Raw genomic sequence first — 15,828 nt, 5'->3', positions numbered from 1 at the left:
GGATACTAAAATTACATTCTGCCATTACTTGCCCGTGGAAGCCGAAAGCGGCGCACTCCGCGGACTCGTGCCCCACTCAGGCGGTGGGGTCCTCGCCCCGGCTGAGCTGGTCCCAGCTGTCAATCTCGTCCACGGGACCCGACGATTCCGCCTGCGGAGTGGTCTTGGCCGCATCATATTTGGTGCGCACATTCCAGGAGCGGCCAAACCACAGGATCAGCAGGGCGGCCAGGGCCAGCACTGCTGCGGCGGCAACGGCCAGCACCGGAAAAATGGTGGTGGTGGCATCCGAGGACTGGCCGTCGATCCCTGTCGCCAAGCCCACCTCCGCTGCCGCAGCACCCACCGGATCAGCCAGTACGCCAAGTACGACGGCGATGATCCCCGCCGCGCTCAGGAAGACTATGGTGCTGGTGATGATGCGCGCGATTTTCCCGGCGATGCTCGTGGCCAGGGCTCCTGCCAGGGCCACCAGTGCCAGGGCGGAGACGGCCACGGCAGCCTTGCTGCCGGGAATGTTCAGGTCGCTCTGGACCACCTCGCTGGGGCCGATGGCCACGTGGATCCAGGTCTGGGTAGTGGTGCCAAAAACTGCTAGTGCGGCCAGCACTGCCAGCAGCATCAGCGACGACTTGCGCCGCCATTTTGGCGTGGTGATGGCGCTGCTGTGGGGACGTTCTGTGCTCATGATTGCGTTCCTGCGTTCTGTCCAGGGACTGTGTCCTCGAGTGCGCGCAGGGAAGCTGCCGCATACACGGCCCGCAAGGGTGCGGCCGCCTTGTTCACGGTTTCTTCCGCTTCGGTCTCATTCACCGAGTCGGCGACGATTCCGCCACCGGCCTGCACATAGGCCTTGCCGTCGCGCAGCAGTGCCGAGCGGATGGCGATGGCCATGTCCATGTCACCGGCGAAGTCGAGGTAGCCCACGACCCCACCGTAGATGCCGCGGCGGTGCGGTTCCAGTTCATCCAGCAGGCGCAGCGCCCTGGGCTTGGGTGCACCGGACAGTGTCCCGGCCGGGAACGTTGCTGCAAGGACGTCGTAGGCGTTCTTGCCGGGGCTGAGGGTGCCAACCACTGTGGAGACCAGGTGCATGATGTGGCTGAAGCGCTCCACCTCCATGAACTGGGTGACGTCCACGGTGCCCGGCGCGCACACCTTGGAGAGGTCGTTGCGGGACAGGTCAACGAGCATCAGGTGCTCGGAGCGTTCCTTCTCATCGGCGAGCAGATCCTTCGCCAGCCATTTGTCGTCCTCCGTGGTGGCCCCGCGCGGACGGGATCCGGCGATGGGGTGCGTGATAACTTCCTGCCCAAGCACGCTCACGAGTGCTTCCGGGGAAGAACCCACAATCGAATACGGTTGGCCCTGGCCGTCCTCAAAGCTGTACAGGTACATATACGGGCTGGGGTTCGTGTTGCGCAGTACGCGGTACACGTCCAGGGCTGAGGCCTCACACACCATTTCAAAGCGGCGGGAGACCACCACCTGGAACACCTCACCGTCAACGATGGCTTCCTTGGCAAGATCAAGGGCCTTCAGGTATTCATTGCGGTCCCAGCGTTCCTGGACGCTGTCGGCAAAGCTGGCGGCAGGAACGTCCAGCACGGACATGGGCTGGGCCACCGGCGCGCTCAGCTGGGCCAGCATGGCCTGGACGCGGGCGACGGCGTCATGCCAGGCACCGTCCACGTTCTCATCCGTGCCGTTCGCGTTGATGGCGTTGGCGATCAACAGCACGGTGCCTTCGTTGTTGTCGTGGACGGCCATGTCGGCCACCAGATTCAACGCCAGCTCGGGCAGGTGCAGGTCATCCAGCGGCGGGGTGGGTAACTTCTCCCAATGCCGCACCGCTTCCCAGCCAACAAAGCCCACCAGGCCGGAAGTGAACGGCGGCAGTCCCTCAAAGCGTTCCGTGGCGAGCAACTTCAGAGTCGCCTCCATGGCATCCACCGGGTTACCTGCCAAGGGCACGCCCACGGGAGGCTCCCCCTGCCAGAACGCCCCGCCGTCGTGCGTGGTCAAGGTGGCACTGGAGCGCACACCGATGAAGGAATAGCGCGACCAGACGCCGCCCACGGCAGCCGACTCCATCAAGAAGGTGCCTGGCGCGCCGGCCGCGAGGGAACGGTAGAGGCCGATGGGGGTTTGTGCGTCGGCGAGGACCTTCAGGTGGACGGGGACGACCCGGCGGGTGCGGGCCAGTTCCCGGAACTCTGCCAGGGAGGGGCTGATGACACCTAGATCTTGCATGAATTGTTTGGCTTTCTTCTTATCAGTTACGAGGAACAGCGGCGGCTGTGCAGGCGAATTATGCGCCGCGGCTGCCCACGACGGCGTTCAGCGCCCGGGCATCAAAGCACGTGTGTGTGCCGGTGTGGCAGGGGGCGCCCACCTGGTCGACGTTGATCAGCAGGGCGTCACCGTCGCAGTCCAGGGCCACGGACTTCACATACTGGAAGTGCCCCGAGGTGTCGCCCTTGCGCCAGTATTCCTGGCGGGAGCGTGAGTAGAACGTCACCCGGCCGGAGGACAGTGTGCGGCGCAGGGCCTCGTTGTCCATCCAGCCGAGCATGAGCACTTCGCGGCTGTCGAATTGCTGGATGACCGCCGCCACGAGCCCGGCGTCGTCATGCTTGAGCATTGCGGCAACCTCGGCGGGCAACTCGAAGGCGGCATGGCTGGTGGCATCTGCGGATGTTTTCTGGGGGTCTGGACTTTGCTGCATCAAGGCCAATTCTAGTGCCACCGACGCCCGAAACGGGCCATCCTGACCGTTGCGTGGACGTCCGGGGCAAGGTATTGCGGAACAAGCCGTGCCAAAGTGGTGGTTCATGCTGCCGTCCGCAGCGAATACATGCTAATTTCACAAGTGATGCAATTTGTAGAACCTTCCCGTGAAGTCCTCGCCGAGACCCTGCTGGCCGCAGGGCCGGGAGCCCCCACGTTATGTGAAGGTTGGCGCACCCAAGAGCTGGCCGCGCACCTAGTCCTGCGCGAACACAACCCGCGCGTCGGCCTCGGCATGGTGCTCAAGCCCTGGAAGAAGGCGACCGACAAGGCCATCGCCGAACTCGCGGCTGCCTCCAGCACACCCGAAGCATTTGCGGCACTGGTGCAGAAGTTCCGGGCAGGTCCCCCCAAGCTCTCCCCGTTCGCGGTGAAGGCCATTGACCACAATGCGAACCTGACCGAGTTCTTTGTCCACACCGAAGATGTACGTCGCGCCCGGGACCGCTGGGCGCCACGGTCCCTCGACGCCAGCTACTCCGACGCGCTGTGGGCTGAACTGCTCAAGCGGGCAGCGTTCCTGTACCGCAGCGTGGACCTCGGCCTTGTTTTGGTCAACCCTTCCGGCCCGCGGCATGTGGCCAAACGGGCCCCGGTGTCTGTGGCCATCATCGGCGATCCCGGCGAGCTGCTGCTCCATGCCAGCGGTCGCACCGGTGAAGCCCTGGTGTCCTTCGAGGGCCAGCCGGACGCCGTCGCACTTCTGCAGACAGCCGACATAGGCCTGTAGCCCTCGCCTCGTTAAACATCTATGACGCAGTTGTTGCAGTGGAAAGCGCTTTCTGGGGCGATTTTCATGCAACAACTGCGTCATAGATCCGGAGAGCCACCCGTGAACATCAAATGGTGCGGTTACCGGACCTCGTAGCCTGCTTCGCGGATGGCCTTCTTGACGTCGGCGATGGCGCTGTCCGGGCCAAAGTGGAACACGGATGCGGCCAGCACGGCATTGGCACCGGCGGCAACAGCCGGCGGGAAGTGCTCGGGTTTCCCGGCGCCCCCCGAGGCAATGATCGGGATGTGGACGGCGGCACGAACGAGGCGAATGAGCTCCAGGTCGAAGCCCTCCTTGGTGCCGTCGGCGTCGATCGAGTTCAGCAGGATTTCGCCCACACCGCGGTCGGCCGCCTCCTTCGCCCACTCGATGGCGTCGAGGCCGGTACCCTTGCGCCCGCCGTGGGTTGTCACTTCAAAGCCCGACGGCGTGATCCCGTCCTGGGTGCGCCGCGCGTCTACGCTGAGCACCAGGACTTGGGAGCCGAACCGGCGGGTGATCTCATCGATCACGGACGGGCGGGCAATGGCTGCTGTGTTGATGGAGGCCTTGTCGGCACCGAAACGCAGCAGCTTGTCGACGTCGGAGACCTCGCGCACTCCCCCGCCCACCGTCAGCGGGATGAAGATTTGCTCGGCGGCGCGGGAGACGACATCGAAGGTTGTTTCCCGGTTGCCGGAGGATGCGGTGACGTCAAGGAACGTCAGCTCATCTGCACCGGCACGGTCGTACCGCTGGGCCAGCTCAACTGGATCTCCGGCGTCGCGCAGGTTTTGGAACTTGACGCCCTTGACCACGCGGCCGTTGTCAACGTCAAGGCAGGGAATGACTCGGATGGCAACACTCATGGCAGATACCTTCTTAAGCGAAAAATGATGGGCACTGCCGGACGCTGGATTAGATGCGGCAGGCGTGGATGTTGCTGACCAGGATGGCGCGGGCGCCAAGTTCATAGAGTTCGTCCATGATCCGGTTCGTGTCCTTGGCCAACACCATGGAGCGCACGGCCACCCAGTCGGTGTCGCGCAGCGGTGAGACGGTGGGTGATTCCAGGCCGGGGGTCAGCGCGGTGGCCTGGTCCATGAGCGTCTTGGGAACGTCGTAATCCAAAAGGACGTACTGGCGTGCCACCAAAACGCTGTGCAAGCGGCGGATCAGCACCTCGACGCCGGGGGGCGGGGTGACGCCGCGTCGGCCAATCAGCAACGCCTCCGAGCTCAGGATGGGCTCGCCGAAGATTTCCATGCCGGCGGCCTTGAGCGTGCTGCCGGTTTCCACGACGTCGGCGATGGCGTCTGCCACACCGAGACGGACGGAGGATTCAACCGCACCGTCGAGTCGGACCACCTGGGCGTTGATGCCCAATTCGGCGAGGTATTCGCGGAGCAGTCCGTCGTAGCTGGTGGCAAGGCGCTTGCCCTCCAATTCGGCGGCACTGGAGAAGTCACCCACCGGACCGGCAAAGCGGAAGGTGGATTTGGCGAAGCCCAAGGGCAGAAGTTCCTCGGCGTCGACCTGGGCGTCCATCAGCAGGTCGCGGCCGGTGATGCCCACATCAAGAGTGCCGGCACCGACGTAGACGGCGATGTCGCGGGGACGCAGGAAGAAGAATTCAACGTTGTTCTCGGGGTCAACCATGACCAATTCGCGGGAGTCGCGACGCTGGCGATAGCCAGCCTCCGCCAACATTGCAGAGGCGGATTCTGACAGGGAGCCCTTGTTCGGGACGGCAACACGCAGCATATTAGTAAGTCTTTCAGGTTGTTTCAAGCAAAGGTCCAGGCGTTGTGGGCAACGCCTTTTCAGGGTTGGTCAAGCAGCCACGGCAGGTGGCTAGAGATGCTTGTAAACGTCCTGAAGGGTCAAACCTTTTGCGATCATCATGACCTGCAGGTGGTAGAACAGCTGGGAAATCTCTTCGGCACAGGCCTCGTCCGATTCATATTCGGCGGCCATCCACACCTCAGCGGCTTCCTCAACCACTTTCTTGCCGATACCGTGGACGCCGGAATCAAGTTCGGCGACGGTACGTGAGCCAGCGGGCCGCGCTGCGGCTTTCGCACTGAGCTCATCAAAAAGGGAATCGAAGGTCTTCACGCAGTCCACCTTACTGGTTGGCGAGCGGGATCGCGGATTTTGAGACGATGCGTGTCCAACATGTGAACACATGGTGTGGTTGAACACCCTGCGCTCGTGCTGGTCTACATTTGGCAAGGTCCCGCCCATTCCTGCCGAGATGTAAGATGAGCCCTGTGCGTGCCGGCTTGAGAGGGCGTCATGTCACACCTCGGCAGTAGTGGAGGGCGTCATGTCACACCTCGGCAGTAGTGGAGGGCGTCATGTCATATCTCGGCAGTAGTGGCTAGACGCCCAGGCCGGCCAGTGTCAGGGCGGTTGCCACGGCGGCCGTGATGGCCTCGTGCCCCTTGTCCTCCACCGATCCGGGGAGCCCTGCACGGTCCAGACCCTGCTCCTCGGTGTCGCAGGTCAGCACGCCAAAGCCGACGGGGACCCCGGTACGCACGCTGACATCCGTCAGGCCCATGGTGGCGGCCTGGCAGACGTAGTCAAAGTGCGGAGTGCCGCCCCGGATGACCACGCCCAGCGCCACGACCACGTCAAAGGAAGCAGCCAGCCGTGCGGCTGCAACGGGCAGTTCAAAACTGCCGGGCACGCGCACCACAACAGGGACCGCAATGCCGGCATCGGCGGCCCCGCGCAGGGCCCCGGCCAGCAGCCCGTCCATGATTTCGGTGTGCCAGCTGGCGGCAACGATCGCCACCTTCAAGGAGGCAGCCTGTGCTTGGCCGGCCGCGTCAAAGCCTATGGTTGGTGCTCCGTGTCCGCTCATGATGAAAGTCCTTCCGGGCTGGTGTTGGTGGGGGTTTTGCTGGGTGTGCTGATGGTGAGCGCATGGTGCATGCGGTCCCGCTTGGTCTTCAAATAACGCAAATTCTCGGCCCGGGCGGCAATCTTTGTGGGCACCACCTCGAGCACCTCGATGCCGTGGCGTGAGAGGTCCGCCTGCTTCAGCGGATTGTTGCTCAGCAGCGCAATGCGGGTGAGTCCCAGCGCCTGCAAAATACCCGCCGCGGCCGCGTAATCACGGGCGTCAACGGGCAGCCCCAGCTGTTCGTTGGCCTCCACCGTGTCCGCACCGGACTCCTGCAGGCTGTAGGCGCGTATCTTGTTCGCCAGCCCGATGCCGCGCCCTTCATGTCCGCGCAGGTACACCAGGGTGCCGCCGCGCCGGTGAATATGCTCAAGGGCGTAGTCCAGCTGTTCGCCACAATCGCAGCGGTACGAGCCGAAAACATCCCCTGTGAGGCATTCCGAGTGCAGCCTGACAAGAGGCACGACGGCGGCCCTTGGCTTGGCGACGGCCGTGTCACCTTCCGGCCACTCACCGGGGGCGCTGAGGCTCAGGTGCTCGGCGCCTGTGGCCGAATCGATCCAGGCCTGGGCGGTGAAGGTGCCGAATCGGGTCGGCAGCGAAACCTGCGGCCCGCCGCTCACCGACGCTGCCGTCGCGTTCATTGCGACACCTCCCCGACAACCTCAGACACGCCCATGTGGGCAATGAGGTCGGCGATGGAGATGAGTACCAGCCCGTTGGCGTTGGCAAAGTCACGCAGCCCGTGCAGGCGCACCATTTCCCCGCTGTCGTCAACAACTTCGGCGATGACGGCCACGGGTTCGCACCCGGCCAGCCGGCACAAGTCCACGGATGCTTCGGTGTGCCCCGGGCGCTGCCGCACTCCCCCGGCCACAGCGCGCAGGGGGAACATGTGCCCGGGCCGGGTGACGGCGTCGTGCATGGAAGTAGGGTTAGCCAACACCTTGGCCGTCAGCGACCTGTCGGTGGCGCTGATCCCGGTGGTGACGCCGTGCGCGGCATCGCAGCTGACGGTGTAGGCGGTGCCCTTGGCGTCCTGGTTGTGCAAGACCATGGGCGGCAGGGCCAGGCGGTCGGCGTGGGTGTCGTCCATGGGGATGCAGATGACGCCGGAGCTGTGCCGGATGGTCCAACCCATGAGCGCGGGGGTGCTGTGCTGGGCGGCGAAGATGATGTCGCCCTCGTTTTCGCGGTTCTCGTCGTCAACCACCAGCACGGCCTCGCCGCGGGCGATCGCGGCAATGGCCAGCGGGACGGGATCCAACAATGTCAGCGGGTTCATGCCGCGCCTCCGGTGGTGAATTCGAGCAGGCGCCTGGCGTATTTTGCCAGGACATCCACTTCAAGGTTGACGCTCCCGCCCGCTGCCTTCTCGCCGAGTCCGGTGTTGACCAGGGTGACGGGGATGAGTCCCACCTCGAACCATTGTTCGGTGTCAGTGGCGGGGCTGACGGCGGTGACCGTCAGTGAGACGCCGTCGACGGCGATGGAACCCTTCTCCGCAATATACTGCGACAAGTCGCGGGGCACGGCAAAGCGCAGGGTGTCCCAGGCGCCCTGATTTTCCCGGCGCACCAGGGTGCCCACGCCGTCCACGTGGCCCTGGACAACATGCCCGTCCAGGCGCCCGCCGGCCAGCACACAGCGTTCAAGGTTGACGGTGTCGCCGGCGGCGAGGGCGCCGGTGGTGGTGCGCAGCAGGGTTTCGCCCATGACGTCCACGGAGACGGTTCCGGCAGCCAGTTCGACGGCGCTAAGGCACACGCCGTTGATGGCGATCGAGCCGCCCAGATCCAGCCCGTCAAGAATATCTCCGGCTTCGAGGACAAGCCGTGCGGTGTCTGATGCGGGCTGTTTTTTCAGGCTCAGTATGGTGCCGCGTCCTGCAACAATTCCAGTAAACATCTAGAGTCCTTCTGGTGCGGCCTTGGCCGGCATGAGCGTGAGCTTCAGGTCCGGGCCCAGAATCTGTACGGGACCGGTGGTGGTGGCGTCCCATTCCCAGCGCTGGGCCTGTTCGAGGGTGCCGATGCCAAGGTCGGTTAGGGCGGGAATGCCGGAGCCCAGCAGGGTCGGGGCCAGGTACACGACGAGCTCGTCGACCAGTCCCCGGGCCAGGAATGCGGCGTTGATCGTGGCGCCGCCTTCAATCATGAGGTGGCCCACGCCGCGGCTTTTCAATTCATTGACGACGGCGAGAGGGTCGTGCGTGCGCAGGGCCAGGAAGTCGTCGTCCCCCAGCCGGTCGGGGCTGCTGGGTGTGGCGGAGGTGCCCTTAACCGCAGCATCTTCAGGGATGTCACGCAGGCCCATGACGACGCGCAGCGGCTGTTTGGCCGAATCGCTGCCGTCCGCGGCACGTGCCGTCAGTCGTGGGTTGTCTGCAATGACGGTTCCGGTGCCCACCACGATCGCATCAACCCGTGCCCGCAGTTCGTGGGAGTCCTGGCGGGATTCCAGCGACGTGATCCACTGGCTTGTGCCGTCGACGGCGGCGATCCGCCCGTCAACTGTTTGGGCCAGCCGTGCGGTGATGAATGGGCGGTTTTCCCGCACGGCCACAAACCACTGCCGGTTGAGGTCTTCCGCCGCGGCGTCCATGAGGCCCATCCGGACGTTGATGCCTTCGTTGTGCAGGATTTCGGCACCGCCGGCCGCGGGCTGGTGCGGGTCGCGCACGGCGAACACCACATTGCCGATCCCGGCATCCAGGATGGCCTGCGTGCAGGGTCCGGTCAACCCAAAGTGGCTGCAGGGTTCAAGGGTGACGATGAGTGTTGCCGCCGAGAGGTCCCGTTTGACGCCGGTGCCCAGGAGCCGGTTGATGACGTCCGTTTCAGCATGGGCCGTGCCGGCTCCCCGGTGGTAGCCGATGGCCAGGAAGGTGCCGTCGGCGTCGATGATCACAGCGCCCACGAGCGGGTTGGCGCCCCTGACACCTTGGCGTGCGGCCGAGAGCGCTGTTTCCATGCCAAGGATCTCGGCATCGCTGAAAACCTCGGGCTCGTTGTTCATGGCCTCGGGGAACAGTTCACTGAAATTCATGGTTTGGCCTCTCTGTTGCTCACTGTGATGTCGGGAAAAGTGGTGTCCACGGACACTAGCCGGTCCTGGAGATCCTGGTTGTGCCGTACACGCCACCAGACAAAGAATCCGATCAGCGTGAAGGCCCCGTAGAAGACGTACATGAAAGCAGAGGCGTAATATCCTGCGCTGAACAGCAGCGGCACCCCGACAAGGTCCACTGCCACCCAGATCAGCCAGAACTCAACCCAACCCTTGGCCATGCCATAGGTGGCAAGCAGGGAACCCATGAAGATCCAGGCATCCGCCCAGACCGGTTCGTAGGAGCCCATTGCCGTGAAGATCGGGGTGAGTATGGCTGTGCCGGCGATCATCGCGCCCACCAGAAGCCAGCGTACGCGAACCCCGGCCCAGCGGGGCTCAACGGCATCGCCCACGTGGGTGTCGGCGTCGTTATTCCCGTGGCGGGTCTGGTTCCAGCGGTGCCAGCCGTAGACGGAGACGGCGATGAACATGATTTGACGCCCGGCCTGGCCCAACAGGTTGACATGCTCGGGCGAGCCGAAGACCGAGCCCATGAAGACCGTGAACAACAGGAGGTTGCCGATAATGCCGACCGGCCAGGCCCAGATTTTACGGCGCATGCCGCCGAGGGCGCTGGCGAGCCCAAAAAGATTGCCTATGACTTCACGCCAGAGGAGGAATCCACCGCCGGCGAATTCAAGCTTGGCGTCAAAGAGCCATCGCAGAAAGTCCATCGTTACCTATACCCTTTCGAGACCGCGATGGCTCCGGGGGTAACGTTCAGCGAGGCGCGCAGGGTGCAAGGATGCGCGGCGTTCATGCATGCCACCACACCCCTGACCTGACGGCCAAAGCTGTTCGTGCTTCTCCCATCCAGACTTTAACTGTCGGTTCCGGAATTTCACCAGATCAACCGTGCGCTGCCAGCTGTTTCCAGTGGGCTGCGCGCGGGTCGCGGACTATAACCGCCGGTTCGGAATTACACCGACCCCGGAGCACGTGATATTTCTGTTGCGCGCCCGCGATTGCGGGCGACTTCTATAATTATGGCACCTTTTCGGTGCCGCCTTGCTACTAGTGGAAGCGTGGGGGCGCCGGTTTCATTCCCGGCGCACCAACGGTTCCCCACTCCCCCTGAATTCGAGTACGCAGTTATTGGACGAAAAACGTCTCGGAAAGCGCCATCCGGTCCAACTACTGCGTACTCGAAAATTGGGTGTTGGCGAGGGGCTAGCCGAAGGCGAGCTGGCCCTTGGCGCGCAGTGCATCGATGGCCTCGGCCGGTGATGGCATGCCATAGACCGCCGAGCCAGCCACGAACACGTTCGCCCCTGCCTCTGCCGCACGGGTGATGGTCTCCTCGGTGATGCCGCCGTCGACTTGGATGGCAACGTTGACGCCGCTGCCCTCGATGGCCGCCCGGGCGCGCCGGATCTTCGGCAGTGTGATGTCAAGGAATGCCTGCCCGCCAAAGCCCGGCTCAACCGTCATGATGAGCAGCATGTCCAGTTCGGGGAGCATGTCCAAATAAGGTTCGACGGCGGTTGCCGGACGCAGCGCCATGCCTGCCTTGGCACCCCTGGCACGCAATTCCCTAGCCAGCTTGATGGGCGCGTCGGAGGCTTCCACATGGAAGGTGACCGAGGCGAGTCCGGCGTCGGCGTAGAGCGGCGCCCATCGGTCGACGTCGGAAATCATCAGGTGGGCATCCAACGGCACGGGGCTGATCTGCTGGATCCGCTCCACCACCGGCAGCCCAATGGTCAGGTTTGGCACGAAATGGTTGTCCATGACGTCGACGTGCACGGCATCGGCGTTGGCAATCCTGGCCAGTTCCGCTTCAAGGTTGACGAAATCGGCGGAGAGGATGCTGGGGTTGATGCAGCATGCAATGGCTTGGCTCACGTAAGTTACCTCATCATTTTCTGGTGGGATTCTTCTGCTGGGAACCGCTGCCGGCGGCAGGGCCGGCAACCGGCGGGGGTTAGTTTTTGCGAATCAGGGCCAGGAACATGGCGTCGCTTTGGTGGATGTGCGGCCACAGCTGGGCCATCATCCGGTGAGACGGCACGGCCGAGGTGGCATTTCCGGCCCCCAAAGCGCCGCTGATGCTGACAGCGTCAAGGGCTGCGCCGGCGTCGAGCAGTTCCAGGTCATCACGCTTGCGCATCACGTCCTCGACGACGGCGATGGTCTCGGCCACATGTGGTGAGCACGTCACGTAGGCGACGACGCCGCCGGGCTTGACGGCGGCCAGGGCGGAGTTGAGCAGTTCCCGCTGCAACGGACCGAGCTCGGCAACGTCCGAGAGCTTGCGGCGCCAGCGTGATTCCGGCCGGCGGCGCAGGGCCCCCAAACCTGTGCAGGGCGCGTCAACCAGCACCCGGTCGAAGGCTTCGGGATGTTCCTTGCCAATGTCGCGGCCATCGCCCGTGCGCACGGTCCAGCTGTCTGCTGGGACGGCGGCCAGTGCCTGGGAGACCAGCTTGGCGCGGTGGGGTGCGGGCTCGTTGGCCAGCAGCCACGCTTCCTGTTCGGCGGCCAGGGCGGCCAGCAGTGCGGCCTTTCCACCGGGTCCGGCGCACAGATCAAGCCAGCGTTCCTCGCCGTCGGGCTTCTCCGAGGAAATCATCACGGCCGCCAGCGCGCGGGCCACCAGCTGGGAGCCGGCATCCTGCACACGGACGGTGCCGTCCCGGACACTGTCCAGACGGCCCACATCGCCGCCGGAGGACAGTGCGGAATCGGCCACGAGTTCCCCCGGCGTGAAGCCGGCTTCCAATGCTTCGGCCAGGTTGCCCACACCGGGCAGCGCCACGAGGTTCACCACCGGGGCGGCGTTGTCGGCCTCCAGGAGTGCGGTGATCTCGCTGACGTCGCGGCCGTGGGCCACCAGGGCCTGGCGCAGGGAGCGCACAATCCATTCCGGATGGGCGTGCGTGATGGAGGCGATCTTGACCTCGTCAGTGAGTCCGTCGGTCAGTTCTGCCAGCCACTGCGGCAGTTCCTTCGCGGCAACCTTTCGCAGCACGGCATTGACCAGGCCGGACGGCCCGGCACCGATGACGGCACGGGCCAGTCCCACCGTCTGGTCAAGGGCGGCGTGGGTGGGCACGCGCATGGCCACGAGTTGGTGCACGCCGATGCGCAGGGCATCCAAAATGGCGGGGTCAAGTTCGCTGAGGGGACGGTCGACGCACTTGGCCAAGATGGCGTCGTACGTGCCTTGGGCGCGCAAGGCGCCGTAGGTCAGTTCCGTGGCGAAGCCGGCGTCACGGCGGTCAAGGCCGTGTTTGCGGATGCGCGTGGGCAGGACCAGGTTTGCGTAGGCATCATCGGCCGATACGGCGCGCAGCACCTCAAAAGCCACCAGGCGTGCGGGATCTGCGACGCGAGTTCGCTGCCCCGGCGCCGTTTCCGTCCTGTTGCGGCCCGTGCTGCGATTGCGTTCGCGTCCGGCGTCGTCACGACGCCGGACACCTCCTGAGCCTTGTCCCGCACCTGAGTTGAGGTGGCTCGAACGTCCGCCTTGCTCGCTGGTCATTCAAACACCACATCTTCCTTGTTGGCCAGGCCACGGGCCCAGTCTGTTGCTTTCATCATCTTCTTGCCGGCGGGTTGCACCTCCACCAGCTCCACAGCGTGCGAACCGGTTCCCACCAGCACCGCCTTGCCCTCAACCCGCAGTTGTGCAGGAGCCAAGTCAGTAACATCGGCGCGCATCGCAACCGGGCCCAGCTTGAACCGCTGGCCTCCCAGCATGGTCCAGGCCCCTGGCTCGGTGGTCACGCCCCGGACGCGGCGGTTGATGGCCAGTGCGGGATCGCCCCATTGGACATGGCCGTCCTCCAGCGTCAGTTTCGGCGCCAGCGTGATCTCACCTTGTTGCGGAACACCGGAGATTTGGCCTGCCGCGATGCCGTCAATGGTTTGTGCCAGCAGTACGGCGCCGCTGTGGGAGAGCCGCTGAAGCAGCACCTCACTGGTGTCGGACGCTGCAATGGACTCGGTCATGGTGCCGTACACGGGTCCGGTGTCGAGTCCCTTTTCCAGCAGGAACGTGGATGCCCCTGTGACTTCATCGCCGTTGATGATCGAGTGCTGGACAGGCGCCGCGCCGCGCCAGGCTGGCAGCAGGGAGAAGTGCAGATTGATCCAGCCGTGGGCGGGAATGCTCAGGGCGCTTTCCGGGATGAGTGCACCATAGGCGACGATGGCCGCCACGTCGGGGCCGGCTGCGGAGATGGCTGCGGCAGCTCCGGCGTCGATCTTGTCTGCCTTGATGACGGGCAAGCCGAGCTCCTCTGCCCTGGCGGCAACGGGCGACGGCGTCAGGACCCTTTTGCGGCCAAGCGGCGCATCCGGGCGGGTCAGGACGGCGACGATTTCATGTCCGGCAGCGCGCAGGGCCTCCAGTGACGGCAACGCAACAGCAGGTGTTCCGGCAAAGAGGACCCTCACTGGGCGGCACCGGCACCGAACGCCGAGCCGACGCTCAGGGACCGTTTGGCGACGGTTTGGGCGGTGACGTCATGGTAGTTGGCCATGCGGATGGCACGCAGGGCATCCTTGCGGTCCTCGCCCTCCAAGCGGTCAACGTAGAGTTTGCCGTTGAGATGGTCCGTTTCGTGCTGGAAGCATCTGGCCAGGGTGCCGGTGGCCTCGATGTCGATAGTTGCCCCGTGCATGTCGACGCCGGTCAACCGCACCCAGCGGTGCCGCGGGACCGTGTAGCCCAGCCCGGGGACCGACAGGCAGCCCTCGGGCTCGCCCGGGGCAAAATCGTCGCTGGCCACAAGAATCGGGTTGATCACATGGCCTTCTTCACCGTCGATGGAGTAGGTGAAGATGCGCTTGTTGACACCAATTTGGGGGGCCGCCAGCCCGGCGCCGCGCACGTCATGCATGGTTTCAGCCATGTCCGCCACAAGTTTGGCCAGTTCAGGGCCGAAGGTTGTCACTTCGTCGGCAACTGTCCGAAGGACCGGGTCGCCAATGATGCGAATGCTCAGGATGGCCATGGGTTGGCACCTCACTTTGGAATTGACGTGGACCAGTTCCGGTCCACTGACTGCTGGCGCCTTCCAGTCTAGTTGGACGGCTGGCGTGTGGGAGGCGCAATGTCCAGCAATGGCGTCCCGGCTTCGGCTGCCTCCAATGAGGTTTGCCACACACGCCGCAGCGAAGCGAACTTAAACCAGTGTGACTTGAGGACTTCAGGGTTGGCCCGCAACGTGCGAACCTCCGTTTCACCGATCGCCACACCGAGCAGGATGGGGTCCTGACCGAATTTCCACGGCTCCCATGTCCCGGCGGCCTCATCAACCACGGACTCTTCGGCCTTCATGCCGGCCACCAGCTGCATGACGACCTTGGCGTCCAGTGACTTCACCTGGCCGTTGCGGTCTGTGCCCTTGGTTTTGTAGTCGATGATGCACAGCTTGCCGCCAATGGTTGCCACCAGGTCAAGGGTTCCGGCATAGCCCAATGTCTCGTTCCAGACGGTAACCTCGGGTACCAACGGCTTGACGTCGTAGTCTTCCCACCACTGGTCAAAGCGCAGGGCAAAGTTTTCCTCACCGTTCTCGGCCAGGGCCTCGCGGGCCTCGGCCAGTTGATGCGGGCGCTCGAGGGCGCGCAGGGCTACTTGTTCACAGTATTGGTGGACCCTGTCGCCGCGGGCGGCTGCGGCGTCCCGGAACTGCTCGGCGGCGTTGGAGCTGTCACGGACCACCGTGCGCAATTGCCCGGGATTGCCCACGGCAGCGCCAAGATCAGGGTGCTTCGTCACTGCGGTTGCGGCCATGTAGCCGATCCACCCGTCGAGCGTATTGGCTTGCTGGCCGATGATGGTGGTGATGGAGGGGACTTTGGGCGGGTCCTGCAGGGAGCGGGCGTACATGCGCCCCAAGTCTGTGCTGTGGGCCAAGGCTGGTGCTGTCATGCCTCTACTATTCCACTGACCGCAGACACTTCCCAGCGCACTCGCCGCCACCTGTGGATAACCGGGCAGCATCGAGGCCGCCGCAGAGCCGCCCGGAGCCGCCGCCGCGTGATAAAAGCCGGTGTTTGCGGTTAAAGCCGGCGTTCTACCGCCGGCTTTAACCGCAAACCCCGGCCCTTTTCGGATCCAGGTCCCGGTCCGGTCCGGGCCGGTCCGAACCCCGTCCCTTGAACCTGCGCACCAATGGCGCACGACCATGCGCAGCTCTCCTGTAGTGGCGCACAGTTACGGCACAATCGTGCGCAGAAATAGTGCGGCCTTCGCAGGAGAGAGCCAGGAACGCAAAAAGCCCCCGCGTCGGCAGGGGCTGAAACT

General features: G+C 64.4%; 18 protein-coding genes and 1 riboswitch. Of the genes, 1 reads left to right on the top strand and 17 read right to left on the bottom strand.

Going from position 1 to position 15,828, the window contains the following annotated elements:
- Positions 1–76: 76 nt before the first annotated feature.
- The 3 genes from art_RS01440 to hisI are packed head-to-tail and all read right to left on the bottom strand — an operon-like array spanning position 77 to position 2,728.
- On the bottom strand, positions 77–688 hold the full coding sequence (locus art_RS01440) for a Trp biosynthesis-associated membrane protein (protein ID WP_038462083.1): 612 nt from the start codon (positions 686–688) through the stop codon (positions 77–79).
- Complete coding sequence (locus tag art_RS01435) at positions 685–2,253, bottom strand: anthranilate synthase component I (protein ID WP_038462081.1); 1,569 nt, start codon at positions 2,251–2,253, stop codon at positions 685–687. Before art_RS01435 ends, art_RS01440 begins: the two co-directional genes overlap by 4 nt.
- A 58-nt stretch (positions 2,254–2,311) precedes the next feature.
- The gene (hisI, locus tag art_RS01430) at positions 2,312–2,728 is read right to left on the bottom strand and encodes a phosphoribosyl-AMP cyclohydrolase (protein ID WP_038468190.1); all 417 of its coding nucleotides are present in this window, start codon (positions 2,726–2,728) and stop codon (positions 2,312–2,314) included.
- Between the two features lie 147 nt (positions 2,729–2,875).
- Here hisI and art_RS01425 point away from each other — a divergent pair, with 147 nt between their 5' ends.
- Positions 2,876–3,520, top strand: a complete 645-nt coding sequence (locus art_RS01425; RefSeq protein ID WP_038468188.1) for a TIGR03085 family metal-binding protein — start codon at positions 2,876–2,878, stop codon at positions 3,518–3,520.
- 122 nt (positions 3,521–3,642) lie between these two features.
- Here the strand turns inward: art_RS01425 and hisF are convergent, their stop codons facing one another.
- The 14 genes from hisF to art_RS01355 form a co-directional block, all read right to left on the bottom strand.
- Positions 3,643–4,413, bottom strand: coding sequence for an imidazole glycerol phosphate synthase subunit HisF (gene hisF, locus art_RS01420; protein ID WP_038462079.1), 771 nt, complete (start codon positions 4,411–4,413; stop codon positions 3,643–3,645).
- Between the two features lie 49 nt (positions 4,414–4,462).
- Positions 4,463–5,308 carry an ATP phosphoribosyltransferase gene (gene hisG / locus art_RS01415; RefSeq protein WP_038462077.1) on the bottom strand — a complete coding sequence of 282 codons (846 nt, stop codon included), beginning with the start codon at positions 5,306–5,308 and terminating at the stop codon, positions 4,463–4,465.
- Positions 5,309–5,398: 90 nt separating this feature from the next.
- Positions 5,399–5,662 (bottom strand): phosphoribosyl-ATP diphosphatase, encoded by a 264-nt coding sequence (locus art_RS01410; RefSeq protein ID WP_038462075.1) that lies wholly within the window; start codon positions 5,660–5,662, stop codon positions 5,399–5,401.
- Between the two features lie 265 nt (positions 5,663–5,927).
- Positions 5,928–6,416, bottom strand: a complete 489-nt coding sequence (ribH, locus tag art_RS01405) for a 6,7-dimethyl-8-ribityllumazine synthase (RefSeq protein WP_038462073.1) — start codon at positions 6,414–6,416, stop codon at positions 5,928–5,930.
- The gene (locus art_RS01400; protein WP_052135879.1) at positions 6,413–7,102 is read right to left on the bottom strand and encodes a GTP cyclohydrolase II; all 690 of its coding nucleotides are present in this window, start codon (positions 7,100–7,102) and stop codon (positions 6,413–6,415) included. The genes ribH and art_RS01400 overlap by 4 nt, the downstream gene beginning before the upstream one ends.
- Positions 7,099–7,743, bottom strand: coding sequence for a 3,4-dihydroxy-2-butanone-4-phosphate synthase (gene ribB, locus art_RS01395; protein ID WP_038462071.1), 645 nt, complete (start codon positions 7,741–7,743; stop codon positions 7,099–7,101). Before ribB ends, art_RS01400 begins: the two co-directional genes overlap by 4 nt.
- A complete protein-coding gene (locus art_RS01390) occupies positions 7,740–8,366 on the bottom strand; it encodes a riboflavin synthase (protein ID WP_038462069.1) in 627 nt (208 codons plus the stop codon). Before art_RS01390 ends, ribB begins: the two co-directional genes overlap by 4 nt.
- Positions 8,367–9,506, bottom strand: a complete 1,140-nt coding sequence (gene ribD, locus art_RS01385) for a bifunctional diaminohydroxyphosphoribosylaminopyrimidine deaminase/5-amino-6-(5-phosphoribosylamino)uracil reductase RibD (RefSeq protein ID WP_052135878.1) — start codon at positions 9,504–9,506, stop codon at positions 8,367–8,369.
- The gene (gene pnuC, locus art_RS01380) at positions 9,503–10,243 is read right to left on the bottom strand and encodes a nicotinamide riboside transporter PnuC (RefSeq protein ID WP_038462067.1); all 741 of its coding nucleotides are present in this window, start codon (positions 10,241–10,243) and stop codon (positions 9,503–9,505) included. Before pnuC ends, ribD begins: the two co-directional genes overlap by 4 nt.
- 123 nt (positions 10,244–10,366) lie before the next feature.
- A riboswitch (FMN riboswitch) is annotated at positions 10,367–10,511 on the bottom strand.
- A gap of 228 nt (positions 10,512–10,739) precedes the next feature.
- Complete coding sequence (gene rpe, locus art_RS01375; protein WP_038462065.1) at positions 10,740–11,414, bottom strand: ribulose-phosphate 3-epimerase; 675 nt, start codon at positions 11,412–11,414, stop codon at positions 10,740–10,742.
- A 79-nt stretch (positions 11,415–11,493) separates the two neighbouring features.
- On the bottom strand, positions 11,494–13,053 hold the full coding sequence (locus tag art_RS01370; RefSeq protein ID WP_038462063.1) for an RsmB/NOP family class I SAM-dependent RNA methyltransferase: 1,560 nt from the start codon (positions 13,051–13,053) through the stop codon (positions 11,494–11,496).
- Complete coding sequence (gene fmt, locus art_RS01365; protein ID WP_038462062.1) at positions 13,050–13,970, bottom strand: methionyl-tRNA formyltransferase; 921 nt, start codon at positions 13,968–13,970, stop codon at positions 13,050–13,052. Before fmt ends, art_RS01370 begins: the two co-directional genes overlap by 4 nt.
- Positions 13,967–14,530, bottom strand: coding sequence for a peptide deformylase (gene def / locus art_RS01360; RefSeq protein ID WP_038462060.1), 564 nt, complete (start codon positions 14,528–14,530; stop codon positions 13,967–13,969). The genes fmt and def overlap by 4 nt, the downstream gene beginning before the upstream one ends.
- Before the next feature lie 68 nt (positions 14,531–14,598).
- Positions 14,599–15,453 carry a hypothetical protein gene (locus art_RS01355; protein WP_038462057.1) on the bottom strand — a complete coding sequence of 285 codons (855 nt, stop codon included), beginning with the start codon at positions 15,451–15,453 and terminating at the stop codon, positions 14,599–14,601.
- Positions 15,454–15,828: the final 375 nt, after the last annotated feature.

Source organism: Arthrobacter sp. PAMC 25486 (assembly GCF_000785535.1).
Lineage (GTDB): Bacteria > Actinomycetota > Actinomycetes > Actinomycetales > Micrococcaceae > Specibacter.
The sequence above is the reverse complement of the archived record's forward strand: the minus strand, read 5'-3'. Positions and strand labels throughout refer to the sequence as shown.

Coding starts and splice junctions, on each gene's coding strand:
- def (WP_038462060.1), bottom strand. CDS start 14,530: ATGGCCATCCTGAGCATTCGCATCATTGGCGACCCGGTCCTTCGGACA.
- pnuC (WP_038462067.1), bottom strand. CDS start 10,243: ATGGACTTTCTGCGATGGCTCTTTGACGCCAAGCTTGAATTCGCCGGC.
- ribH (WP_038462073.1), bottom strand. CDS start 6,416: ATGAGCGGACACGGAGCACCAACCATAGGCTTTGACGCGGCCGGCCAA.
- ribB (WP_038462071.1), bottom strand. CDS start 7,743: ATGAACCCGCTGACATTGTTGGATCCCGTCCCGCTGGCCATTGCCGCG.
- art_RS01425 (WP_038468188.1), top strand. CDS start 2,876: ATGCAATTTGTAGAACCTTCCCGTGAAGTCCTCGCCGAGACCCTGCTG.
- hisI (WP_038468190.1), bottom strand. CDS start 2,728: ATGCAGCAAAGTCCAGACCCCCAGAAAACATCCGCAGATGCCACCAGC.
- art_RS01435 (WP_038462081.1), bottom strand. CDS start 2,253: ATGCAAGATCTAGGTGTCATCAGCCCCTCCCTGGCAGAGTTCCGGGAA.
- art_RS01390 (WP_038462069.1), bottom strand. CDS start 8,366: ATGTTTACTGGAATTGTTGCAGGACGCGGCACCATACTGAGCCTGAAA.
- art_RS01440 (WP_038462083.1), bottom strand. CDS start 688: ATGAGCACAGAACGTCCCCACAGCAGCGCCATCACCACGCCAAAATGG.
- art_RS01370 (WP_038462063.1), bottom strand. CDS start 13,053: ATGACCAGCGAGCAAGGCGGACGTTCGAGCCACCTCAACTCAGGTGCG.
- art_RS01400 (WP_052135879.1), bottom strand. CDS start 7,102: ATGAACGCGACGGCAGCGTCGGTGAGCGGCGGGCCGCAGGTTTCGCTG.
- hisG (WP_038462077.1), bottom strand. CDS start 5,308: ATGCTGCGTGTTGCCGTCCCGAACAAGGGCTCCCTGTCAGAATCCGCC.
- ribD (WP_052135878.1), bottom strand. CDS start 9,506: ATGAATTTCAGTGAACTGTTCCCCGAGGCCATGAACAACGAGCCCGAG.
- hisF (WP_038462079.1), bottom strand. CDS start 4,413: ATGAGTGTTGCCATCCGAGTCATTCCCTGCCTTGACGTTGACAACGGC.
- art_RS01355 (WP_038462057.1), bottom strand. CDS start 15,453: ATGACAGCACCAGCCTTGGCCCACAGCACAGACTTGGGGCGCATGTAC.